This window comes from Dysosmobacter sp. (assembly GCF_034093755.1).
Classification (GTDB): Bacteria; Bacillota; Clostridia; order Oscillospirales; family Oscillospiraceae; genus Oscillibacter.
On sequence record NZ_JAXEBZ010000042.1, the window covers coordinates 1 to 23,376 of the forward strand.

The 23,376-nt window shown below is 63.5% G+C and carries 24 protein-coding genes; 12 read left to right on the forward strand and 12 right to left on the reverse strand.

Annotation, left to right across the window (positions count from 1 at the left end; translation table 11 throughout):
• Positions 1-183: 183 nt before the first annotated feature.
• Positions 184-558 carry a winged helix-turn-helix domain-containing protein gene (locus SOX55_RS05595; protein ID WP_325286455.1) on the reverse strand — a complete coding sequence of 125 codons (375 nt, stop codon included), beginning with the start codon at positions 556-558 and terminating at the stop codon, positions 184-186.
• 133 nt (positions 559-691) lie between these two features.
• On the opposite strand from SOX55_RS05595, the gene SOX55_RS05600 reads away from it, so the two are divergent.
• The 4 genes from SOX55_RS05600 (at position 692) to SOX55_RS05615 (ending at position 4,332) form a co-directional block, all read left to right on the forward strand.
• Complete coding sequence (locus SOX55_RS05600; protein WP_325286478.1) at positions 692-1,720, forward strand: aldo/keto reductase; 1,029 nt, start codon at positions 692-694, stop codon at positions 1,718-1,720.
• Positions 1,721-1,732: 12 nt separating this feature from the next.
• Positions 1,733-2,167: a WapI family immunity protein gene (locus SOX55_RS05605; protein ID WP_325286456.1), complete on the forward strand. Its 435-nt coding sequence runs from the start codon at positions 1,733-1,735 to the stop codon at positions 2,165-2,167.
• 14 nt (positions 2,168-2,181) lie between these two features.
• On the forward strand, positions 2,182-2,568 hold the full coding sequence (locus SOX55_RS05610; RefSeq protein WP_325286457.1) for a hypothetical protein: 387 nt from the start codon (positions 2,182-2,184) through the stop codon (positions 2,566-2,568).
• A 144-nt stretch (positions 2,569-2,712) separates the two neighbouring features.
• Complete coding sequence (locus SOX55_RS05615) at positions 2,713-4,332, forward strand: helix-turn-helix transcriptional regulator (RefSeq protein ID WP_325286458.1); 1,620 nt, start codon at positions 2,713-2,715, stop codon at positions 4,330-4,332.
• Positions 4,333-4,415: 83 nt separating this feature from the next.
• Here SOX55_RS05615 and pckA read toward each other — a convergent pair whose 3' ends face one another.
• The 7 genes from pckA to rimM all read right to left on the reverse strand — a co-directional run bounded on the left by pckA (position 4,416) and on the right by rimM (position 12,139).
• Positions 4,416-5,984: a phosphoenolpyruvate carboxykinase (ATP) gene (pckA, locus tag SOX55_RS05620; RefSeq protein WP_325286459.1), complete on the reverse strand. Its 1,569-nt coding sequence runs from the start codon at positions 5,982-5,984 to the stop codon at positions 4,416-4,418.
• Between the two features lie 117 nt (positions 5,985-6,101).
• Positions 6,102-6,950 carry a 16S rRNA (adenine(1518)-N(6)/adenine(1519)-N(6))-dimethyltransferase RsmA gene (rsmA, locus tag SOX55_RS05625; RefSeq protein ID WP_325286460.1) on the reverse strand — a complete coding sequence of 283 codons (849 nt, stop codon included), beginning with the start codon at positions 6,948-6,950 and terminating at the stop codon, positions 6,102-6,104.
• 130 nt (positions 6,951-7,080) lie between these two features.
• Complete coding sequence (locus tag SOX55_RS05630; protein ID WP_325286461.1) at positions 7,081-8,127, reverse strand: G5 and 3D domain-containing protein; 1,047 nt, start codon at positions 8,125-8,127, stop codon at positions 7,081-7,083.
• 401 nt (positions 8,128-8,528) lie between these two features.
• Positions 8,529-10,106, reverse strand: a complete 1,578-nt coding sequence (locus tag SOX55_RS05635; RefSeq protein ID WP_325286462.1) for a helix-turn-helix domain-containing protein — start codon at positions 10,104-10,106, stop codon at positions 8,529-8,531.
• A 179-nt stretch (positions 10,107-10,285) separates the two neighbouring features.
• Entirely contained in the window at positions 10,286-10,798 is a 513-nt protein-coding gene (locus SOX55_RS05640) for a hypothetical protein (RefSeq protein WP_325286463.1), read from the reverse strand.
• 65 nt (positions 10,799-10,863) lie between these two features.
• The gene (gene trmD, locus SOX55_RS05645; RefSeq protein ID WP_325286464.1) at positions 10,864-11,649 is read right to left on the reverse strand and encodes a tRNA (guanosine(37)-N1)-methyltransferase TrmD; all 786 of its coding nucleotides are present in this window, start codon (positions 11,647-11,649) and stop codon (positions 10,864-10,866) included.
• Positions 11,639-12,139 carry a ribosome maturation factor RimM gene (gene rimM, locus SOX55_RS05650; RefSeq protein WP_325286465.1) on the reverse strand — a complete coding sequence of 167 codons (501 nt, stop codon included), beginning with the start codon at positions 12,137-12,139 and terminating at the stop codon, positions 11,639-11,641. The genes trmD and rimM overlap by 11 nt, the downstream gene beginning before the upstream one ends.
• A 163-nt stretch (positions 12,140-12,302) precedes the next feature.
• Here rimM and SOX55_RS05655 point away from each other — a divergent pair, with 163 nt between their 5' ends.
• The 3 genes from SOX55_RS05655 to SOX55_RS05665 all read left to right on the forward strand — a co-directional run bounded on the left by SOX55_RS05655 (position 12,303) and on the right by SOX55_RS05665 (position 14,882).
• Entirely contained in the window at positions 12,303-13,139 is an 837-nt protein-coding gene (locus tag SOX55_RS05655) for a GGDEF domain-containing protein (RefSeq protein ID WP_325286466.1), read from the forward strand.
• A gap of 27 nt (positions 13,140-13,166) precedes the next feature.
• The gene (locus SOX55_RS05660) at positions 13,167-13,679 is read left to right on the forward strand and encodes a transcription repressor NadR (protein WP_325286467.1); all 513 of its coding nucleotides are present in this window, start codon (positions 13,167-13,169) and stop codon (positions 13,677-13,679) included.
• A 96-nt stretch (positions 13,680-13,775) separates the two neighbouring features.
• Positions 13,776-14,882, forward strand: a complete 1,107-nt coding sequence (locus SOX55_RS05665; RefSeq protein ID WP_325286468.1) for a PTS transporter subunit IIC — start codon at positions 13,776-13,778, stop codon at positions 14,880-14,882.
• Between the two features lie 48 nt (positions 14,883-14,930).
• On the opposite strand, the gene SOX55_RS05670 is transcribed toward SOX55_RS05665, so the two are convergent.
• From SOX55_RS05670 to ylxM, 4 genes are all read right to left on the reverse strand, one after another.
• Positions 14,931-15,161: a KH domain-containing protein gene (locus SOX55_RS05670; protein WP_325286469.1), complete on the reverse strand. Its 231-nt coding sequence runs from the start codon at positions 15,159-15,161 to the stop codon at positions 14,931-14,933.
• Between the two features lie 15 nt (positions 15,162-15,176).
• Positions 15,177-15,416 (reverse strand): 30S ribosomal protein S16, encoded by a 240-nt coding sequence (gene rpsP / locus SOX55_RS05675; RefSeq protein ID WP_325286470.1) that lies wholly within the window; start codon positions 15,414-15,416, stop codon positions 15,177-15,179.
• A 219-nt stretch (positions 15,417-15,635) separates the two neighbouring features.
• On the reverse strand, positions 15,636-16,982 hold the full coding sequence (gene ffh / locus SOX55_RS05680; protein ID WP_325286471.1) for a signal recognition particle protein: 1,347 nt from the start codon (positions 16,980-16,982) through the stop codon (positions 15,636-15,638).
• Positions 16,983-16,994: 12 nt separating this feature from the next.
• Positions 16,995-17,360, reverse strand: a complete 366-nt coding sequence (gene ylxM / locus SOX55_RS05685; RefSeq protein WP_325286472.1) for a YlxM family DNA-binding protein — start codon at positions 17,358-17,360, stop codon at positions 16,995-16,997.
• 217 nt (positions 17,361-17,577) lie between these two features.
• On the opposite strand from ylxM, the gene SOX55_RS05690 reads away from it, so the two are divergent.
• The 5 genes from SOX55_RS05690 (at position 17,578) to SOX55_RS05710 (ending at position 23,189) form a co-directional block, all read left to right on the forward strand.
• Complete coding sequence (locus SOX55_RS05690; RefSeq protein ID WP_325286473.1) at positions 17,578-18,522, forward strand: dipeptidase; 945 nt, start codon at positions 17,578-17,580, stop codon at positions 18,520-18,522.
• A gap of 229 nt (positions 18,523-18,751) precedes the next feature.
• Positions 18,752-20,020: an EF-P 5-aminopentanol modification-associated protein YfmF gene (gene yfmF, locus SOX55_RS05695; protein WP_325286474.1), complete on the forward strand. Its 1,269-nt coding sequence runs from the start codon at positions 18,752-18,754 to the stop codon at positions 20,018-20,020.
• Positions 20,017-21,285, forward strand: a complete 1,269-nt coding sequence (yfmH, locus tag SOX55_RS05700) for an EF-P 5-aminopentanol modification-associated protein YfmH (RefSeq protein WP_325286475.1) — start codon at positions 20,017-20,019, stop codon at positions 21,283-21,285. Before yfmF ends, yfmH begins: the two co-directional genes overlap by 4 nt.
• A 61-nt stretch (positions 21,286-21,346) precedes the next feature.
• Positions 21,347-22,357: a prolipoprotein diacylglyceryl transferase gene (gene lgt, locus SOX55_RS05705; RefSeq protein WP_325286476.1), complete on the forward strand. Its 1,011-nt coding sequence runs from the start codon at positions 21,347-21,349 to the stop codon at positions 22,355-22,357.
• Entirely contained in the window at positions 22,341-23,189 is an 849-nt protein-coding gene (locus SOX55_RS05710; protein WP_325286477.1) for a bifunctional 5,10-methylenetetrahydrofolate dehydrogenase/5,10-methenyltetrahydrofolate cyclohydrolase, read from the forward strand. Before lgt ends, SOX55_RS05710 begins: the two co-directional genes overlap by 17 nt.
• Positions 23,190-23,376 lie beyond the last annotated feature (187 nt).

Here is a 23,376-nt window from a genome sequence, read left to right on the forward strand (position 1 = left end):
CTGGGCCTGGGCGGCACGGTGGAGCTGATCCAGACCATGGTGGCCCATAAGGAGCACCCCATCCCCAGCCCCACGGAAGAGGACCCCACCCGGAAGTAACACGAACAGCGGACCGCAAGGCGGTCCGCTGTTTTGTATATCATTCTTGGCTGCCACGAAAAGGCAAGGGGATGATACGTTCTGTTATTCCTCTGTTTTCCGCAGCTCCGGGTAGAAGCCGAAGGCATCGTCAAACCGCTCCTCGCTGTAGCGCCGGATGTCATCGCAGTAGGCGTCATAAGCGTCCAGCAGCCGGTGGGCCTCGGCGGTCAGTACGGCGCCGCCGCCGTGCTGCCCGCCGATGGTGGAGGACAGCAGCTTGCAGCCGAATACGGCCTCCGCCGTGCGGATGATGCGCCAGGCCTTGGAATAGGCCATGTCCATGGACGCCGCGGCAGCACGCAAAGACCGGTGCTCCTCTACCCGGTGCAGCAGTGTGGCGATGCCGGGGCCGAAACAGCGGTCGTGGTCGTCTGTGTAAAGACGGATTGTCAGTTTTAAATGCAGATTCTTATCCATGGCTACAATATAGCACGGTTTTCCGGGACCTGTCAACACTTGCAAACACAGGAGAATGTGATACAATAGCCTCACCCGGAGAACTCCGGAGGGAGTCATGTCCATACCGGATAAAGGAGAGAATACGATGGAGATGAAGAAAGTACGCCTGGGCAGGACGGACCTGTGGGTCACCAAAACCGCGTTCGGCGCCCTGCCCATCCAGCGCATCAGCCATGCTGACGCCGGCCGTCTGCTGCGGCGGGCCTATGACAGCGGCATCAACTATTTCGACACCGCCAACATGTACAGCGACAGCGAGGAGAAGATCGGCCAGGCACTCCATGACGTGCGGCACAACGTTGTCATCTCCACCAAGAGCGGCGGCAAGGACAAAAAGACCGTGCAGGCCCACATTGAGGAGAGCCTGCGGCGGCTGCAGACGGACTACATCGACCTGTTCCAGTTCCACAACCCCTCTCAGATGCCAGACATCAACGATCCCGACGGCCCCTTCGCCGCGGCCCTGGAGGCCAAACAGAAGGGCTACGTCCGCCATATCGGCATCACCAACCACGCCATGGCGGTGGCAAAGCAGGCCATTGAGAGCGGCTGGTTTGAGACGCTGCAGTTCCCCTTCTGCTACCTGGCCTCGGAGGGGGACCTGGAGCTGGTGCGGCTGTGCAAGGAGCATGACATGGGCTTCATCGCCATGAAGGGCCTCTCCGGCGGCATGCTCACCAACGCCGAGGCCTGCTACGCCTTCATGGAGCAGTATGACAACGTGGTGCCCATCTGGGGCATCCAGCGGGAGAGCGAGTTGGATCAGTGGCTGGCGCTGTCGGCCCGGGAGGTGCCCATGACGCCGGAGCTGCAGGCGGTCATCGACAAGGACCGCCGGGAGCTGGCCCACAACTTCTGCCGTGGCTGCGGCTACTGCCTGCCCTGCGCCGCCGGTATCGAGATTCCCAACGCCGCCCGCATGGCCATGCTGCTGCGCCGGGCGCCTTACCAGCAGTATATGACCGACGAGTGGCACGCCAAGATGCACAAGATCGAGGAGTGCATCCATTGCGACGCCTGCAAGGGCCGCTGCCCTTACCATCTGGACACCCCGGCGCTGCTGGCGGCCATGCTGAAGGATTACGACGAATTCTACGCCGTGCATCACAACGACAAGTAAGGAGAACGCGCCATGCTTTTCAAGAACGAGGACGCCAGCCTGAAGCTGGAGGTGGTCTGCTACGAATTCCCCGCCGACGGCGGCGCGCCCGGCAGCGATGACCGGAACTGGCTGGTGCTGCGGGCCGCCTATACCGAGGACGGCCGGGTCATCAAGGACTCCAACAGCTGCCTGCTGACCTATGAGCTGCGGGAGATGACCGCCGGACTGAAGGTGCTGAACGCCGGCATCCGGGACCTGTATGACAGCGGCTTTGTGGAGCCTTACTTCTCTCTGTCCGCCGCCGCGGAGGGCGACGGCTTCCTGGTGGACGTGTCCTTCGCCATGCCCAACACCATGGAGGACCTGGACATTGCGGAAATAGAGGTCCGCATGACCAAGGCGGAGCTGGAGGCCCTCATTGAGGAGCTGGACGGGCTTTGCCGGAAGTTCCCGGACCGGGCGTAAGGAGGCGCACTGAGATGGATCTGGAGCTGCTGCGCTCCGTGCCGCTGTTTTCCTGGCTGCCGGAGCGGGGACCGGAGGTCATGGACGCCTGCTTTGACATGGAGACGGAGACGCTGGCGGCAGGCGAGAGCCGCCTGACAAAGGGCCGGGTGGGCTGTCTGCTGCGGGGAAGCGCCCGGTTTGAATCCGGAGCGGGCCGGCTTCCACTGCGGCCGGGAGATCTGCTGGGCCTGACCCGGGACCGGCAGATGCGCCCCGGCACTGTAACGGCGGAGGAGGACTGCGCGGTGGCGTGGTTCCAGTACCAGCTGGTGTGCCACGTGTGCTACCGGGCCTGCTGGGACCATGCCCGCGTCATCATGGAGATCCAGCGGCAGCTGGCGGCTCAGTTTCCGGAATGATGAACAGGCCGCGGACCGAAGCCGGTCCGCGGTCTGTTTTTGGCGAAAAAGACCCCGCAACCGGAAAAGTTGCGGGGAAGTTGGTGGCCTGGCCGCCGTTTTTGGGGTATCATCGGGCCAAACAAAAGCAAAGGAGCGGTGCAGATGACCTGCGGGGAGCGCATCAGACGGGAGCGGGAAAAGCGGAAAATGTCCCAGGAGGACCTGGCGGAGCGGATGAACGTCAGCCGCCAGGCGGTAGGAAAGTGGGAGACGGACCGCTCCCGGCCCACCAGGGAAAAGCTGGAGCGGCTGTCGGCGCTGTTTTTGCTGCCGCCGGAGGTGTGGCAGGAGGAGCTGCCGGAGCGGGCGGCCCTCCGGCGGTGGAAGGCGGCCGCGGCGGTGCTGGCGGCGCTGCTGTGCCTGACGCTGGCGGCGGGGTGGGCGCTTCGGCCCCGGACGCCGGCGGTGGAAGCGCCGGAGCCGTATGTGGACACCTCTTACATGTTTCCCGGAGCCCTGCCCCTGACCGCGGAGTCGGTGGAGGAGTTCGGCAGCTGGCCTCTGGCCACCGGGAACCTTGACGCGGTGTCGGAGGCGCGGGAGCGCAGCGGCGACGTGGAGACGGTGTTCGTCGACCAGTTTCCCGGCTCCTCCTGGCTGGAAATTCTGCGGGCGGACCCGGTGGAGGACAACCACACCACCTTTTATGGCGTCTACGCCCGGTACATCCTCCATGTTACGGGAGACACAGGCACGGAGCCGGTGCTGCTGGGCCGCCTGACGGATTCCAACCACTATGTGGGCAGCGGGCTGGACGGCGCGGCGTATTTCACCAACGTACTGGGCCATGAGGGCTGGAAGATCACCCTGACGGAGGGTGCGGCCTGCGTCACCAGCTGGTACTTCTGCATGGGAGAGGACGGCGTGCCCTATGTGCTGCTGGAGGCCTCCGGCAGCGGTGCACCGGTGGAGTGCGACGTGGACGGCGACGGGGAGCGGGAGGTGGTCACCTCCTTCGGCCTACCCATGGGGTGGACGGTGTATGACACGGCGGCGGACGGCCGGTGTGTGGCCTTCACCCTGGACCAGAACGGCTATGGCGGAACGCCGGTGTCCTTCTCGGCGGAGGAGGGCTTCACGGTGACGGATTCCGCCGGCACCGTCATGGCCCGGTATCTGCTGGCGGAGAACCGGCTGGTACTCCAGCCCCAGACCGACTTCTCCCTGGCGGACTACCCGGACGCGGCGGGCACGGAGCTGACCTTCACCGGTGACGATCCGGACCGGGTGCTGTACAACGGCACCGTCCGTGTCACGCCCCGCCAGCAGGCGTATCTGGCGCTGCAGGAGCTGTACGCCATCACCGGGCTGACGGTGGACCGGGCGTACTGTGCAGCGGAGGCTGACGGCACCGTTTCCTTCTCTGTGGACCCGGCGGGGGAGCAGGTGTTCTTCCGGCTGGCGTGGGGGCCGGCAGTGTGCGGCGCGGCACCGCAGCCCGGCTGTACCATAGTCTGGCAGTCGGAGGCGGCCTGGTCGCCCCTGGAGGACCGGCTGGCCGCCCGTCCGGAGACCGGCAGCCCGTGGCCGGAGCCGGAGGAGACGCTGGCCTTCTGCTATCGCCGCCTGAACCGGCTGGCCGCCGGGGAGCTGATGATCGTGCAGAAGGCGGGGGAGGAGTACCGGCTGTGCCTGTCCGACGGCAGCTTTTACCGGGCGGAGCTGTCCGGCAGCGGGCTGCTGCGCAGCATCAGCGGCCCCTGCCCGGCCAATGCCGCGTGACGGGCTTTTCCGAAAGCAAACAACCGCCCCCGGAATCCGGGGGCGGCTGTGTTATGCGGGGAGAGGCTGCGCGGGAAGAGAGGTTACTCGGCCTTGGGGCCGGCAGCCACCACCTCGGCGCTCATGTGGGTGTACTTCTTGAAGTTCTCCACAAAGCTGGCGGCCAGCTTCTTGCAGCTTGCCTCGTAAGCGGCCTTGTCCTCCCAGGTGTTGGCGGGGATCAGCAGCTCAGAGGGCACGCCCTCGATGGCGGTGGGCACCTGGACGCCGAAGGTGGGATCGGTGACGAACTCCCCCTTCTCGATAGCGCCGGTGAGGGCGGCGGTGATCATGGCGCGGGTGTAGCTCAGCTTCATGCGCTTGCCGGTGCCGTTCCAGCCGGTGTTCACCAGGTACACGTTGGCGCCGGACTTCTCCACCTTCTCCGCCAGCATGGAGGCGTAGACGGAGGGGTCCAGAGGCAGGAAGGGTTCGCCGAAGCAGGTGGAGAAGGTGGGAACCGGCTCGGTGATGCCGATCTCGGTGCCCGCCACCTTGGAGGTGAAGCCGGAGACGAAGTAGTACATGGCCTGGTTCTTGTCCAGCTTGGAGATGGGAGGCAGCACGCCGTAGGCGTCGGCGGTGAGGAAGATGACGGTGTGGGGGACGCTGGAGCTCATGCCGGACAGCTCGGCGTTGGGAATGTACTCCACGGGATAGCCCACCCGGGAGTTGACGGCCAGGGAGTCATCATAGAAGTCGAACTCCCGGGTCTCCTCGTCCATCACCACGTTCTCCACCAGGGAGCCGAACTTGATGGCGTTGTAGATCTCCGGCTCGCCCTCGGGGCTGAGGTTGATACACTTGGCATAGCAGCCGCCCTCGAAGTTGAACACGGAGTCATCGGCCCAGCCGTGCTCGTCATCGCCGATGAGCAGGCGGTTGGGGTCGGCGGACAGGGTGGTCTTGCCGGTGCCGGACAGGCCGAAGAACACGGCGGTGTCGCCGTCCTTACCCATGTTGGCGGAGCAGTGCATGGGGAACACGCCCTTCTTGGGCAGCACGTAGTTCATGACGGAGAACACGGACTTCTTGATCTCGCCGGCATACTGGGTGCCGCAGATCACCACCATCTTCTCCTCGTAGTCCACCAGGATGGCGGCCTCGGAGCGGGTGCCGTCAAGCTCGGGAACGCACTTGAAGCCGGGAGCGGCAATGATGGTGTAGTCGGCGGTGAAGTTCTCCAGCTGCTCCTTGGTGGGACGGCGCAGCAGCTGATGGATGAACAGGTTCTGGGAAGCCAGCTCGTTGACAATGCGGAACGCCTGGGTGTACTTGGGGTCAGCGCCGGCAAAGCCGTCGAAAATGAAGACTTCCTTGTTCTGCAGATAAGCCAGCACCTTGCCCTTGATGGCCTCAAACTTGGCCTTCTCAATGGGGCGGTTCACCTTGCCCCAGGCGATCTCGTCATGGACGGCGGGAGTGTCCACGATGAACTTGTCGTTGGCGCTGCGGCCGGTGTACTTGCCGGTCTTCACCACCAGCGCTCCGGTGTTGGACAGCTTGCCCTCACCGCGGCGCAGGGCGTGCTCTGTCAGCTCCGCGGGAGTCAGGTTGCGGTAGACGGTAGAGGCGTTGATGATGCCAAGGGTTTCCAGGCCATAGGTTTCCATAGTGCAGTTTCCTCCTGAATCAGTTTTTTGACGTTCCGTGTTTCCCGGAACATGGGAACAGCAGTTGATTTGGTCCCTTCAGTATACAGGAAATCAACGGGAAAAGCAATACAAAGCTTACCGCAGGCGGCGGGCCAGTTCCGTGAACTCCGCCAGCCCCAGCCGCTCGCCCCGCACCGTCTCCGGCAGGCCGCAAGCGGCGATGGCAGCGCGGATGGCGTCCTTTTCCAGCCGGGGGAAGGCGGCGGACAGGCTGTTGAGCAGCGTCTTGCGCCGCAGCAGGAAGCCGCCCCGGATGCAGCGGAAGAAGAACTCCTCGTCCTCCACCTCCACCGGCGGCCGCTCCCGGCGGGTGCAGCGGATGACGGCGGAGGTGACCTTGGGGGAGGGCAGGAAGCACTCCCGGGGCACCTCAAACAGCAGTTCCGTCTCCATCCGGTACTGCATCAGCAGGGAGAAGGCGCCGCAGTCCGGACTGCCAGGGGCGGCGCAGACCCGCTGGGCCACCTCCTTCTGAATCATCACCGTGACGGACCGGAAGCAGGGGGTCTCCGCCAGCTTTGTGAGAATGGGAGTTGTGATGTTGTAGGGCAGGTTGGCGCAGACCATGGGCGTCAGGCCGGGGAACTTCTCCGCCGCCAGGGCGGCCAGGTCCAGCTTCATGGCGTCGCCGGGGACAATCTCCACGTTAGGATAGTCCGCCATGGTCTCCGCCAGAACGGGGTAGAGGGACTTGTCCAGCTCCACAGCGGAAACTCTGGCGGCCCGCCGGGCCAGCTCTGCCGTCAGAGGGCCGATGCCGGGGCCGATCTCCAGCACGCCGCAGCTTTCGTCCGCGCCGGAGGCCTCGGCGATGCGCATGGGGACGGCGGGGTCAATGAGAAAATTCTGACCCATGGATTTGGAAAAACGGAAGCCGTGGCGGGTCAGCAGGCCGCGGATCTCGTTGTAGTCGCAGAGGTTCAAGGGCAGATACCACCTTTCCTGTTCCCCTGTATCATAGCAGATTCCCCGCGGGTTGAAAAGAGGGGAATTCCCGGCAAACGGAAAGCTCCCCGGCAAAGCCGGGGAGCCGCATGAGCGGTTGTGCCGCGGATCACTCCAGAATATAGACGCTGCAGGTGCGGCGGCCGAAGTTGATGCACTCCTGATAGGTGTTGTAGTACAGGTCGATCTTGTTGCCCTTGACGCCGGTGTCCTCCGCCACGGCCATGCCGTAGACCACGTCGCCCTTCTCGGTGACGATATACATCCGGGTGCCCAGGGGGATGACCCGCTTATCCACCGCCACGGTGCCCACATGCACGGCGGTGCCGGTGGCGGTGCAGTAGTCCGCGCCGCCGTAACCGGCGGTGTAGGCAGTGGCGGTCATGGACTTGACTTCGGTGAAGCGCAGGGTGCTGCCGGACTGGAAGGTGAGGACGCCGCTGCCGTCGGCGTTTTTGCTGACGCTGACCAGCCGGTCTTCGGAAGCGGGGGCGGCTTCCACAGCCGTGCCCACCAGAATCTTCTCCGGCACCATGGTGCTGTCCTCCACGTCCACCAGCTGGCGGGATACCAGCTGACCGCCGGAGTAAGTGACCTCATAGACGGCGGTGCGGATGCCGTTGGAACCGGCCTGCACCACCTGCTCCGTGCCCTTGGGCAGCTCGGGGGTGGAGATGCGCTCCGTGGTGTAGGCCACCGCCTCGGAGCAGCGGTCATAGTACGTCAGGTCCGACGCTACCGTCAGGTCGATTGCCTGGCCGGACACATCCACCAGCACCATTTCCAGCGGCCCGGGGGCGGCGTCCATCCGCTCCAGCAGGGAGGAGATGCTCTCCCCCTGGGAGACGGTTTCCAGCATGACGCCGTCCCGGCGGATGATGACGCTCTGCCCGGCGCGGATGTTCAGATCAAAGCCGGAGGCCCGGCTGCCTGCGTAGTACAGCTGGGATGCGTAGCTGGAGACCTTCTGCATCTGCTGGTCCGTTTCCAGCACGACGGCGGAGTCGGTTCCGTTGGTGCCGGTGAGAATATAGAGGGCGGCGGCGCTGTCCGAAAACAGCAGCCCGGCGCTGAACACGCTGACCACCGCCAATGCCACAAAAGAGATCCGGCTCCAAAGCTCATGCAGTGTTTCCGTATACTTTACTTGCTTCAAACCAATAACCTCCTGATGGTTTTCCCGTCCCGTGTCCGTCCGTTTTCCGGCGCGGTCGGCCGGGAAAATGGGGCGGAAAACAAAATGTTACTTTTGTTACCGAATGGAAAACTGGGCTTAGTATACACCCGCGCCCCACTTTTGTCAAGTTTAGAGGGTGAAAGCGGCGTTATGTCTCCCACTTCAATGAAATCCGACCGGAAATTCACTTGAAGAATCTGGAAATCCTGTCACAAAGATTACAAAATGGTAACAACGGAACGGCGAAACGGAACCCGATACTTCCGGACGGGAAACGGAGGGTGTTCTCCGTGGAAACAGGATAATCCGAAACTTTTTGCGTACTTTCCTTTTCCCGGGAAAACGAAAAACCGCTCCGGAAGGAGCGGTTTTTCACAGGTTCAGCCGTTGGTTTCGTCCCGGGGGTTTGACAGGGCCTCCAGCAAAGCCCGGGCGGGCTGCTCCGGCAGCAGCTTCCGGTCCAGGGCGGAGCGCACCTGCTCCGCCGCTGCCTCCCGCTGCTGTGGGAAGTAATCGGCGCCGTAAGCGGTGAGAGCCAGCACCCTCCCCAGGTCGGCCTCCGGACCGTCAAATTCCGCCAAAGCTTTGGTAAAATCAATGGGGTAAAGGAAAAACCCATGACAGAGAACGGCGCTGTATTCCTCCGCCAGGAAGCCGTCGGGATGGGACTGCACCCCCTCCTGCAGCCACCGCAGCTCGTCATAGGACAGGGCCTCCTGGGATCGCAGCCACGCCGTCAGGGCCTCCTGGGCCTCTGCCGCGGCGGCGTCATAGTCGGGGGATTCCACGCCCACGGGGCAGGCGATGCGGCCGTAGGCCTGCCAGTCCAGCCCGGGCAGGCTGGAGAACAGCTGCCGCCGGTACCGGTAGACCTCCTCCGGGGACAGGTTGCCGTCATTCTGCAGGGCGTAAAACGCTTGCCAGGCGGCCAGGGAAGCGTCATCCCGGACCTCCTGCTCCGGCTCCACCCGGCGGGAGAAGTCCGGCGCGCCGCCGGTCACCGGGAAGCAGGTGGTGTTGTTCACCGGGTCATACCCGGCGCCGTCCATCAGGTTTTCCATGGCGATGCCGGATACCTGCCCGTTGAGGATGTAAATGCGCGTTTCCAGCCGCCAGCCCTCGTCCGCCCTGGCATAGAGATAGTAGGCGTCATGCTGGCACAGCAGATTGCTGCCGTGCTCCTTGAAGTGGTAGCAGAGGTTCCCGTCATCGTAGGCCTGGATCACGTCGCTCTCCCGGCTGCCCACGTGAATGCCCCGGGGGGTGGACAGGGCCTCTGACGTGGTGGACAGGGCAGTAATCGTGTCAGTCCGGGTCTCCCCGTCGGTGACGCTGAGGACGGTGACGGAGAAGGTGTCGAAGGACGGCGGAGACGTCTCCGGCGCACTGCACAGGTAGTCGGTGACGGCGGCGCCGGGCCAGTCCGTGTCCCGGGGTCCGTTTACGGAATAAGTGGCGATGTCCTGGCCGAAGTCCCACAGGCCCGTCTGCTCCAGGGACAGGTGCTTCCGGATGCCCCGGTCAAACCAGAACAGGGACGCGTCCGGCAGGTCTGCCGTCTCCGGAGCGGAGGACTGGGCGGCGGAGGTGCTTTCGTCAGGCGGGGGAGCGGGGGTGTCCGGAGATGCCGGGGTGTTCCGCGGAAGCAGCCACAGCACCAGCGCCGCCGCCATGACCGCCGCTGCCGCCGCCCACCGCGGTTTGGGGCGGGACCGCCGGAGTGCGGGGGATGCTTCCGGGAGGGGCGGCTCCGCCGAAGGCGGCCGGGTGCCGGTCAGCTCCTCCACCGTGACGCCCAGCAGCTTCGCCAGCGCCAGCAGGTTGCCGGTGTCCGGCAGGGACTGGTCCGTCTCCCACTTACTCACCGCCTGCCGGGAGACACCTAAAATGGCCCCCACTTCTTCCTGGGAAAGCTTCCGCTGTTTCCGCAGGGACAGGATTCTCTCACCCAGCGTCATGGGACCACCTCCTTGTTTTAGGTGCTTTCAGCATAGCAAACCGTGCCCCAAAAGGCAACGGGGGCGGTGTCAACTATGGGTTGCACTTTTGAAAAACGGCGGTTTTGCCCGGCCGGGACGGAAAAACAGCGCCGGAAAGCAGTCTGCTTTCCGGCGCCGCGGGTCAGATTTCCGGCGGTTTACAGCGCCGCGGTGTCTTTTCTGGCGATGAATGTATATTCCGGATAGACCGCCCCGTCGTAGCAGAAATAATCCGGGATACAGCCCACTTCCTGAAGGCCAGCCTTCCGGCAGGCGTCCAGCAGCTCCTTTTCATACCCCTTGACTCTGCAGATCACCATGTTCACCACCGGGCTTTCAAGAAGCGTGCGCAGAGTCCGGCGCAGAACCTGCTCGGTCCATTCCGGGTGCTCCCACAGCGTGATGTGAATCGTGTGATGCTTTGCCACACGGACATACCGCTCCACCATCGAAACTCCGATGGGGCGGTTCTGACTGTCCGCCACAACGAAGGGATGCGGGGTGGCCCTGCACGCGTTCTGAAGGCTTTTGCGCAGCGCGTCTTCCGGAATGGAGGGGGCAGCGCCCCACACCTGATAGGCGTCGGTCCGTTGGGAATAGTCACGCTGAAAGGCGCGGAACGCGTCAAAATCGGTTTCCTCGCAATAGGGCCGGATAGAAAATTCTTCCATAGATAACCTCCTTACTCTCTTCCGTCAGACGGTTTTACGGTACCTCAATCAGTGGGTGCCGCGGGTCAGTTTTCCGGCTCCTCCGGGCGGTTTTCGGCGGCGAATTCCTCTTTCGCCTGCTGGAGAATCTTCCGCTCCGCCTTGGTGGTCAGCTGGGAGGGATCAAATCTGGCAAACAGGTCCGGGCGGCGGAGCATGGTGCGCTTGTAGCTCTCCTTTTTCCGCCACGCCGCCACGTTGGCGTGGTGGCCGGACAGCAGCACCTCCGGCACCTTCCGGCCGTGCCACTCCTCGGGGCGGGAGTACTGGGGGTACTCCAGCAGGCCGTTCCAGTGGGACTCCTCGGTGAAGCACTCCTCGTCCGGCAGCACCCCCGGTACCATGCGGCACACCGCGTCGCACACCGCCATGGCGGGAATCTCGCCGCCGGTGAGGACGAAGTCGCCCATGGAAATCTCCTCATCTACGCACTCGTCGATGAACCGCTGGTCCACGCCCTCGTAATGGCCGCACACCAGCACAATATGGTCATATTCCGCCTTCAGCTCCCGGGCCACGTTCTGGTCGAAGGTGCGGCCGCAGGGGGAGAGGAAGATGGTGTGGGGATGGGGATTGCCGGTGACCTCCCGGATGTGGTCCCAGCAGCGGTACAGGGGGTCCGCCTGCATCACGGCGCCCCGGCCGCCGCCGTAGGGATAGTCGTCCACCTGCATCTGCTTGTTGGTGGTGTAGTCCCGGATCTGGTGGCTCTGAATGGTAATGTATCCCCGTTCCTGGGCGCGGCCCAGAATGCTGACGTTCAGCATGGCGTCCACAGAGTCGGGGAAGAGGGTCATGATGTCAAATCTCATCGGTCGCCATCCCTTCCAGAATGTGGACCTCCATGCGGTTATCGTCCAGATCCACGGATTTGATAAAGACCTCCGGAACGGCGGGGATCAGATACTCCTTTTTCCCCTTCACCGTGTAGACCTTGCTGGCGGGATAGGTGTCCACCCGGGTGATGCGGCCCAGCAGCGCACCGTCGGCCTCGTTGTAAACCTCCATGTCCAGCAGCTCCTCGTCGAAGCACTCCCCCTCCTCCAGGGGGGCGTCCTCCCGGCGGATATACAGCACCTTCTCCTTCATGGCCAGGGCGGCGTTCATGTCGTCCACGCCGGGGAACTTCATCAGCACCAGGCTCTTGTGGACGTGGTTGGCGGTGGGCCGGATGGGCTTGCCGTCCAGATAGAAGGTTTTGAAGCAGGTGAGGAAGGCGGGGTCCTGGTTGATGGGCTGCACCCGCACCTCGCCCCGGATGCCGTGGGCATTGACGATGCGGCCGATTTTAATGGTTTCCATTCTCATGGAGCTCTCTCCTTTGCGGTTGCTTGTGTAGGCTATAGTATAGCCTGTTTTTTCCGGGAGGGCAAGGGAGGAAACACAAATCGTGACTTTTGCAATAGACAAATGAAAATATTGGTATATAATAATTTTGTAAAGTAGATGAAAAGGTGGAGGAGCCATGACGAAAAACGAGGTCTGTGCACTGATGCGTCAGCTGGAATTCGTGTTTGACCGGGTGCGGCTGGTGGATGCGGCGGTGGAGACCCAGTTTTTCCTGAATGACCGGGGAGAGCTGGAGCCGGAGCCCTACTGCTGCTATCTGGAGCAGGGTGACGGTGCGCGCTGCGGCAGCTGCCTTTCGGAGCTGACCTTCCAGCGCAAGGGCCGCCTGGCCAGGTTTGAGTTCTCCCAGAATGACGTCTCCAACCTGATGGCAAAGTATGTTGAGGTGGACGGAGAGCCGTTCGTGCTGGAGATGATGTGCCGCATCACCGACGGCGTGCTGTTCGGCGCCAAGGGCAAGAACGAGTTTGCGGAGGCCATCACCAGCTACAACCGGAAGCTGTACGTGGACCCGCTGACCGGGGCCTACAACCGCCAGTACTATGAGGAACAGCTGCGGGAGCTGCGGGGGAATGACGCGGTGGCCATGCTGGACCTGGACGATTTCAAGAGCATCAACGACACCCGGGGCCACAGCGTGGGGGACGCCGCGCTGCGGGCGGTGATCGGCGCGGTGATCCAGTGTGTCCGGGGTACGGACGAGGTCATCCGCTACGGCGGCGACGAGTTTTTGCTGGTGTTCCGCAACATCCCACGGAAGGCCTTCGCCGCCCGGCTGGAGCAGATCCGCCAGACGGTGGAGAATCTGAAGCTGGAGGACCAGCCCAACCTGCACCTGAGCGTCAGCATCGGCGGCGTGTACCGGCAGGGACCGGTGAAGGAGCGGGTGCAGGAGGCGGACAGCCTGCTGTATCAGGCGAAGAACGTGAAGAACTGCATCTGCCTGAAGTAATCAGACACAGGAAACGGAGCGGACCATATGCAAGCTGAGCAGCGCCGTCAGGCGATCCTGAATTTACTGAAAAGCGAGACGGGGCCTGTCAGCGCCGGGCTGCTGGCCGCCCGGTTTTCCGTCAGCCGCCAGATCATCGTGGGGGACATCGCCCTGCTGCGGGCGGCGGGGGAGGACATCTCCGCCACGCCCCGGGGCTACGTCATCCGCCGGTTGCCGGCTGGCCTGGTGCGGCAGGTGGCCTGCCGCCACGACGCCGGGGAGATGGAGGCGGAGCTGAACGCCATGGTGGACCAAGGCTGCACGGTGCTGGACGTGATTGTGGAGCATCCCATTTACGGCCAGATCACCGGTCCGCTGCAGCTGTCCAGCCGGTACGATGTGGCCCGGTTCATGGCCCGCTGCGCCCAGGCGGAGGCCCGGCCCCTGTCGGGCCTGACGGAGGGCATTCATCTCCACACCCTGTCCTGCCCCGACGAGGGGGCCTGTGAGCGGGTGCGGGAGAGCCTGTCCCGGCTGGGAATTCTGCTGGAGAGCTGAATTTGCGGTTGACAAATCCCGGAGATTCGGTTAGTGTATGGTATACACGTGTCTTGACACGTGTATACCATATTTTTTGACCGGAGAGGGATCCCCATGAATCAACTGAACGTCTTTCTGAAGCGGAAAAATATCGTCATCTCCGCCAAACGCTACGGCATCGACGCCCTGGGGGCCATGGCCCAGGGGCTGTTCTGCTCGCTGCTCATCGGCACCATCCTCAACACCGTGGGCAGCCAGTTCCACATCGGCTTTCTGACGGCGCAGATTGTGGAGATCAACCAGGTGGGGTATACCATCGGCGGCATGGCCTCCTTCATGAGCGGTGCGGCCATGGCGGTGGCCATCGGCTGCGCACTGCAGTCGCCGCCTCTGGTGCTGTTCTCCCTGGCCACGGTGGGCCTGGCCTGCAACATTCTGGGCAAGGCCGGCGGGCCGCTGGCGGTGCTGCTGGTGGCCATCATCGCCGCCGAGTGCGGCAAGGCGGTGAGCAAGGAGACGAAGGTGGACATTCTGGTGACGCCCATTGTCACCATACTGGTGGGCGTCGGCGCGGCGTGGGTCATCGCGCCGCCCATCGGCGCGGCGGCCAGCGGCTTCGGCCGGCTGATCATGCGGGCCACGGAGCTGCAGCCCTTCCTGATGGGCGTGGTGGTGTCGGTGCTGGTGGGTGTGGCGCTGACGCTGCCCATTTCCTCTGCCGCCATCTGCTCTGTGCTGGGGCTGACGGGGCTGGCCGGCGGCGCCGCCGTGGCGGGCTGCTGCGCCCAGATGGTGGGGTTCGCCGTCATGAGTTTCCGGGAAAACGGCTGGGGCGGCCTGGTGTCCCAGGGCATCGGCACCTCCATGCTGCAGATGCCCAACATTGTGAAAAATCCCCGGGTCTGGATCGCCCCCACGGTGACGGCGGCCATTACCGGCCCTATCGCCACCTGTCTCTTTCACCTGGAGATGAACGGCGCGGCCATCAACTCCGGCATGGGCACCTGCGGCCTGTGCGGCCAGCTGGGGGTGTGGACCGGCTGGCTTGCCCCCAGCGAGACGGCGCTTGCCAACGGCGCCGCGGCCATCACTCCCACAGGCTTCGACTGGCTGGGCCTGGTGCTGATCTCCTTCGTGCTGCCGGCCCTTCTGGCGCCGCTGATCAACGGCTTCTGCCGGCGGCGGGGCTGGGTGAAGGACGGAGATCTGACGCTGGAATGAGGGAAAAGACGCAAAAATACCGGGTATCATTTGATACCCGGTATTTTTTCAGTCTACAATGTCCACGGAAACCTTGGCGCCGGTCCGCTGTGCGTAGGAACGCACCACGGTGCGGATCTCCTTGGCGATCCGCCCCTGACGGCCGATGACTTTGCCCATATCCTCGGGGGCAACACGCAGCTCCAGCGTCAGTTCCTGATCGCCCTGTACCTCTGTAACGGAGACGGCGTCGGGATCATCCACCAGGTTTCTGGCGATGTAGAGCAGCAAGTCTTTCATGCTCTGCCCTCCGGATTAGAGGACGTCCACTTTTTTCAGCAGGGCGCGGACGGTGTCGGTGGGCTGAGCGCCGGACTTGATCCAGGCCTGAGCGCGCTCGGCGTCGATCTTGATCTCAGCGGGGGAGACGCAGGGATTGTAAGTGCCGATCTCCTCAATGAAGCGGCCGTTGCGGGGGAAGCGGGAGTCGGCCACCACAACACGGTAGAAGGGAGCCTTCTTGGCGCCCAGGCGGCGCAGTCTGATCTTAACCATAGTTCATTTACCTCCAAAAATATCTTGTTTCGTTTGTATATCTATAAATGCGAAGCATCTATATACGTCGTCATGCGGGCTTTCGGAACGCGTGTCCCCCGCGTGGGGAGGGGACCCGCTTATCCGGATGCCCGATTCCTCCTTTTCACGGCAAACCCACTTCATTGGGCTTTGCCGTGAGGGGGACGGGGGGAACGTCATCCGGGCTTTCGGAACGGCTTACTTGCGCTTTTTCTTGCCCATCCCGTGCATCATCCGTCCGCCCAGACCCAGGCGGCCCTTGGACATCTGCTTGGTCATCTGCTGGATCATGTCATACTGCTTCAGCAGCCGGTTCACGTCCACCACCTGCAGACCGCAGCCGGCGGCGATGCGCTTTTTCCGGCTGGCGTTGAGGATCTGGGGATTTTCCCGCTCCTGGGGAGTCATGGAGAGGATGATGGCCTCCGTGTGGGCCATGGCCTTCTCGTCGATGGTGGCGTTCTGCATCTGCTTGCCCAGTCCGCCGGGCATCATGCCCGCCAGCTGGCTCAGATCGCCCATGCCCCGGATCTGCTGGAGCTGCTCATAGAAGTCCTGCAGGGTGAAGTTGTTCTTCCGCAGCTTCTCCTGCAGCTTGACGGCCTGCTTTTCGTTGTAGCTGGTCTGGGCCTTTTCAATCAGGGTCAGCATATCGCCCATGCCCAGAATCCGGGACGCCATGCGGTCCGGATGGAAGGGCTCAATCATGTCCAGCTTTTCGCCGGTGCCCACGAACTTGATGGGCTTTCCGGTGACGGCCCGGATGGACAGTGCCGCGCCGCCCCGGGCGTCGCCGTCCAGCTTGGTCAGCACCACGCCGTCGATGCCCAGCGCGTCGTCGAAGGCCTTGGCGGCGTTGACGGCGTCCTGACCGGTCATGGCGTCCACCACCAGCAGGATTTCGTTGGGCCGGACGGCCTCTTTCATCCGCTTCAGCTCGTCCATCAGCGCCTCATCCACATGGAGACGGCCGGCGGTGTCCAGAAACACCATGTCGTTGCCGTAGTCCCTGGCGTGGCGGACGGCGTTTTTGGCGATCTCCACAGGGTCGCCCTGACCCTGCTCGAACACGGGGACCTCCACCTGGCCGCCCACCACCTTCAGCTGCTCAATGGCGGCGGGGCGGTAGACGTCGCAGCCCACCAGCAGGGGGCGGTGGCCGTTTTTGCGCAGCATGCCGGCCAGCTTGGCCACATTGGTGGTTTTGCCGGCGCCCTGCAGGCCCACCATCATCACCACCGTGGGTGGGTGGGGGGCCATGGTCAGACGGGCGTTGGCGCCGCCCATCAGGTTGGTCATCTCCTCGTTGACGATCTTGATGACCTGCTGGGCGGGGGTCAGGCTGTCCAGCACGTCGCTGCCCACGGCCCGCTCCGTGACGCTGGCCACGAATTCCTTGACCACCTTGTAGCTGACGTCGGCCTCCAGCAGGGCCAGGCGGACTTCCCGCATGCCCTCCCGGACGTCCGCCTCTGTCAGGCGGCCCTTGCCCCGGAGCTTTTTGAACGTGGCATTCAGTTTTTCGCTCAGACCTTCAAAAGCCATGGAACTCTCCTGTCATTCCCGCAGAGCGGCGGCTTCCCGCTCGATCTGGTCGGTCAAATCCCGCAGCCGCGGGTCCTCGTACAGCCGGTTGTTCAGGGAGCGGATGCCCTCCACCGCCGCCTGGATGGCGTTCAGGTGGCCCCGCATCTGCTCAAAGCGGCGGATCAGGCCGGTCTTGTCCTCAATCTCCTGCATCTGGGCCTCCGCCCGGACGATCACGTCCCGGACGCCCTGGCGGGAGATGCCGGCGTTTTCCGCGATCTCGGACAGGGAGAGGTCATCATTATAATAGAGGTCAAAGAACTCCCGCTGCCGCTCCGTCAGGAGTTCTCCGTAAAAATCGTACAGCATGGTCATGCGGTAGGTCTGATTTTTCATGAGAACCCCTCCTTTTTTACTGTTGTGTAAAGTTGATTGCCTTTACAACGACAATTAGTTTACAGGAAATCCGGGCAAAAGTCAAGGGAAAAAGGAAAGAAATTCAGAAACTTTTCCAATTTTCAAAAGAAAAAATTGTCGAAAATGCGGAGGGTTCCCGGATGGACGAGCCGCATAGGATGGAGGTGGAAAATTCTGGACACAGGAGGGAACGCGGATGTTTCTGGATGCCCATTCCGATATCTGGACGGATGTGACCATCCGCCGCATGGCCGGGGAGCGGCAGGTGCTGGAGCGGCGCCACCTGCCCCGGCTGCGGCGGGGCGGCTGCGAGGGAGCAGTGCTGGCGCTGTGGGTGGATCAGCCCCACCGGGCGGCGGAGCGGACGGAGGAGATGATGGCCTGCCTGGCGGCGGAGGCGGCGGAGAGCCGGGCCTTCCGGCTGGTCCGCACCGCGGCGGAGGCCCGGCAGGCCCGGGCGGCGGGGGTGTTCTACGCCTTTCTGGCGGCGGAGGGACTGGCGGCCATCGGGGAGGACGTGTCCCGCATCGACCGGTACTATGATTACGGCGTCCGGCTGGCCATGCTCACCTGGAACGAGTCCAACGCCCTGGCCGCCGGAGCCGTGTCCGGAAAGGAGAGGGGCCTGACGGCGGCAGGCCGCCGGGCGGTGGACCGCATCCGGCAGCTGGGGATGGTGATGGACGTGTCCCACCTCAACGAGGCGGGGTTCTGGGAGGTGCTGGACCGCTGCGGCGGCCCCGTGGCGGCCTCCCACTCCAATTGCCGGGCATTGTGCGACGTGCCCCGGAACCTGACGGATGATCAGCTGCGGGCCATCGGCGAAAGCGGCGGCGTGGTGGGGGTCAACGTGTTCGGGAGGTTTGTCAGCCCTGACCGGCCGCGCCGGACGGCGGAGACACTGGCCCTGCATGCCGCCCACATGGCGGAGGTGATGGGGGTGGAGCACGTGGGCTGCGGCTTCGATTTCTGCGAGTTCCTGCCAAACGGCTCTCCCGCTGACAATCTGCTGGACCTGCCGGACTGCGGCGAAGCGGGGCGGTTCTTCCGGTGCCTGGAGCGGCTGGGCATGAGCCGCCGGGAGCGGGAGCTGATCGCCCGGGGAAACTTTCTCAGACTGCTGGAGCAGGTGGCCGGATAACGGTGGATTCTTCCATCTGCCTCTTGCAAATAACATACTGAAATGATATGTTATGAACACGGCTGTCCGGGGGGCCGCCGGTCGGACCCGGAAGATTCGACGGAAAGTGGCAGAACCTGCCTGCCGGGGACTTGCGAAAACGGTTGAAAGAGTGGTATACTATACCATTGAATTGTGCAGGCGCCTGACCGGCCTGCGCGATACCCCCTGAAAAAATAGGAGGGAGACCGTGAATCATCAACGGATCCGGCTGGCAGAGGGCGTGTACCTCACCTATCTGCCTGCCCGAAAATTCAAAACCAGCCTGCTGTCCGCCCAGTTCATTACGCCTCTGCAGGAAAAGACCGCCTCGGTTTACGCCCTGCTGCCGGCGGTGCTGCGCCGGGGTACCGTGCGCTACCCGGACATGGGCAGCCTCTCGGCGGAGCTGGACCGGCTGTACGGCACCCAGATCGACTACACCATCCGCAAGAAGGCGGAGACGCAGTGCGTGGGCTTTGTGGCCAGCTTCATTGACGATGCCTTCGTCCCCAGCGGCGAAAAGCTGCTGGAGCCGGTGGCGGATTTGCTGGGCGAGCTGATCTGCGCTCCGGTGACCCGCAGCGGCCGGTTCCTGCCGGAGTACGTGGAGGGTGAGCGCACCAATCTGGTGGAGGCCATCCGGGGCGTGCTGAACGACAAGCGGGACTACGCGGACCTGCGGCTGCTGCGGGAGATGTGCGGCGGCGAGCCTTACGGCGTCAGCCGTCTGGGCGACGTGAAAAGCGCGGAGAAAGTGTCGCCCCAGCGGCTGTACAGCGGCTACGCGGACCTGATCTCCACCGCCCGGCTGGAGCTGTTCTACTGCGGCAGCGCCCGGCTGGAGCGGGTGGAGGGCGCCCTGCAGCGGGCATTTTCCGCCCTGCCCCGGAAGAACATCCGGGAGCTGCCCTTCTCGGCGCCCCATCCGGCCCGGGAGGAGCCCCGGTTCATCACCGAGGAGATGGACGTGACCCAGGGCAAGCTGGGCATGGGCTTCTCCTGCGGCAGCGGCGATTTCACCGCGCTGCTGCTGGGCAACACCCTGTTCGGCGGCTCCAGCAACTCCAAGCTGTTCCTGAACGTGCGGGAGAAGCTGTCGCTGTGCTATTACGCCTCGTCTATGTACCACCGCCAGAAGGGCATCATCACCGTGTCCTCCGGCGTGGAGTTTGCCGACTACCAGCGGGCCTATGACGAGATTCTGGCCCAGCTGAAGGCGGTGCAGGAGGGACAGCTGGAGGACTGGGAACTGGAGGGTGCCAGAAGCACCCTGCTGAACGCCTACGCCTCCATGGGGGACTCCCAGTCCCGCCTGGAGAACTTCTATCTGGGCCAGACGGCCACCGGCCAGAGCGACACCCCGGAGGAGCTGGCGGAGGAAGTGCGCCGGACCACCCCGGAGCGGATTTTCAGCGCCATGGAGACCGTCCGGCTGGACACCGTTTACTTCCTGAAAGGGAAGGAGGCTGCGGAATGAGAGAGACCTTTTACGAGCGGCTGGGGGAGTCCGTCTACCGGGAGAAACTGCCCAACGGGCTGATGATCTGCGTGGTGCCAAAGCCCGGCTACGCCAAGAGCTACGCCTTTTTCGCCACCCGCTACGGCGGCATGGACGTGCGCTTCCGGCTGGGGGGCAAGTGGCTGGACACGCCTGCCGGCATCGCCCACTACCTGGAGCACAAGATGTTCGACACCAAGGAGGGCAACGCCCTCCAGGAGCTGGCGAAGAACGGCGCGGAGCCCAACGCCTTTACCAGCAATGCCATGACCGCCTACTATTTCGACTCCACCGAGCACTTTGAGGAAAACCTGAAGATTCTGCTGTCCTTTGTCTCCGTCCCCTATTTCACGGAGGAGAGCGTGGCCAAGGAGCAGGGCATCATCGCCCAGGAGATCCGCATGGTGGAGGACAACCCCGACTGGCAGATCTACACCCGGATGATGCAGGCGCTGTACCGCACCAGCACCGGCCGCATCTCCATCGCCGGCACGGTGGACAGCATCAAGGAAATCACCGCCCAGACCCTGTATGACTGCCACAAGGCCTTCTACACCCCCTCCAACATGATTCTGACGGTGGTGGGCGACGTGGACCCGGTGCACGTGGTGGACATTGCCCGCGGCATCCTGCCCCGGGAGGGCGGCCCCGTCATTGAGCGGGACTACGGCGTGGAGCCGCCGGAGGTGGCGGCCCGCGCCACGGAGCGGCAGATGGAGGTTGCCACCCCCATGTTCCTGACGGGCTACAAGTGCGCCCCGGCGGCGGACGGCGACGATTACCTCCGGCTGGCGGTGGTGGGCGACCTGGCCTGCGACGTGCTGCTGGGGGATTCCAGCCCCCTGTACCTGCGGCTGTATGACAAGGGCCTCATCAACGGCAGCTTCGGCGGCGCCTTTGAGATGATGCCCGGCATGGCCTATCTTTACGCCGGCGGCGACAGCCGGGACGCCAACGCCGTGGCGGAGGAAATTCAGAAGGAGGTGGACCGCCTGGCCCGGGAGGGCGTGGACGAGGCCTTCTTCCGGCGGCTGCACCGGGCCTCTTTCGGCGAGAGCCTGCGGGGCCTCAACTCCTTTGAAAACATTGCCATCTCCCTGTCGGAGGGCTATTTCCACGGCTACGACGCCTTCCGCTTCCCTCAGGTCTTTGAGACCGTGACGGCGGAGGAGACGGCAGACTTCCTGCGGAAAAACATCACAGCGGACCACGGGGTGCTGTCCCGGATCCTGCCGAAGGATTGATCCGGAAATCCGGCGGGACGGCCCGCCTGCAAGAAAGAAGGAACTTACTTTGTTGACTCCCATGTTTGATTCTCCCATCGCTTTCCCCGGCCTGTTCGGGGACTGGCAGTTCACCGCCAGCTCCATTGCCGTCTGGCTGGGGGAGAAGCCCATTTACTGGTACGGCATCATCCTGGGTCTGGGCGTTCTGGCCGGACTGTGGCTCTGCTCCCATCAGGCGAAGAATTACGGCCTGAAAGAGGATAATGTGCTGGATATGGTGCTGTGGGGCGTGCCTCTGGGCATTCTGGGCGCCCGCACCTACTACGTGATCTTCTATCAGGACCTGTTCCGCAATGAAAGCGGCGCCCTGGACTGGAGCCGCGTGGTGGCCATCTGGGATGGCGGCATGGCCATTTACGGCACGGTCATCGCCTGCGTCATTCTGGCCCTGGTGTACTGCCGGGTGAAAAAGCTGAAGTTCGGCGCCGTGGCGGACCTGTGCGTCATGGGTCTGATGCTGGGCCAGATCATCGGCCGCTGGGGCAACTTCATGAACCGGGAGGCCTTCGGCGCCCAGACGGACCTGCCCTGGCGGATGCGCCTGTGGATCAGCCAGGCCTACTCCATCGACGTGCACCCCACCTTCCTGTATGAGAGCCTGTGGAATCTGGTGGGTCTGCTGCTGATTCTGCTGGTGATTTCCAAGGGCCGCCGCTTCGACGGGGAGAACACCTGCTTCTACTTCATGTGGTACGGCATCGGCCGCGCCTGGGTGGAGGGGCTGCGGACCGACAGCCTGTATCTGTTTGACTGGAAGTTGTTTGGCCAGCCCATCCGGGTGTCCCAGGCCCTGTCCGTGCTGCTGGCGGCCGCGGCTGCGGCGGTGCTGGTCTGGAATCTGGCCATCCGCAAGCACTCGGCGGAGAATCTGATGGTCAATGTGCTGGCTCGGGAGGCCGCGGAAGCCGTTGAGGAGACGGAGGAAGCCGCGGAGGACGCCCCGGCCGCGGAGGAGGAATCCACCGTCTCGTCTGAGGCTGTGGCCCCGGAATGTGAAGAGACGGAGGAAGAACATGGCGATTCTCATTGACGGTAAGGCGCTGGCCGCCAAGCTGAAGCAGCAGGTGAAGGAGGAGGCGGTGTCTCTGCCCCGCCAGCCGGGACTGGCGGTGGTGCTCATCGGCGACAACCCCGCTTCCCGGAGATATCTGGACAGCAAGGAAAAGGACTGCCGGGACTGCGGCTTTCTCAGCTTTGAGTACCGGCTGCCGGAGGATACCAGCGAGAAAGAGCTGCTGGAGCTGATCAACCGGCTCAACGAGGCGGCGGAGGTGGACGGCATCCTGATTCAGATGCCCCTGCCGGAGCACATGGACAGCCGCAATATTCTGCAGGCGGTGTCGGCGAAGAAGGACGTGGACGGCTTCCACCCGGTGAACGTGGGCCTTCTCTCCATCGACGATGCCCGGTTTGTCCCCTGCACCCCCGCCGGCATCATGGAGATGCTGCGGGAGTACGAAATCCCCATCGCCGGCAAACGCTGCGTGGTGGTGGGCCGGTCCAACACGGTGGGCAAGCCCATGGGCCGGCTGCTGCTGCAGGAGGACGGCACTGTCACCGTCTGCCACAGCAAGACCGTGGACCTGGGCAGTATTACCCGGGAGGCGGACATTCTGGTCTCCGCCGCCGGTGTGGCCAACCTGATCACCGCGGATATGGTGAAGGAGGGGGCCGTGGTCATCGACGTGGCCATGAACCGGAAAGACGGCGGCGGCTGGTGCGGCGACGTGGATTTCGACGCCGTGGCGGCCAAGGCGTCCTACATCACCCCGGTGCCCGGCGGCGTGGGTCCCACCACCCGGGCGGTGCTGATGCGTAACCTGCTGGAAGCGGCAAGGATGCACATGGGCGTGTCAAAGTAAATACAAAGGCAGGTTCCCGCATACCCGGGAACCTGCCTTTTTTGCTAAGGCTATGTCACAACAAACAGTTGATAAATAGCCATTTTTATAGGGGAGTATCAGAACTCCCCTACAAACTGTTATTTGCAGTTATCTATACTCATTTGGAATTTCGATATGAAATGTCTCACACAATAACTTCACATCA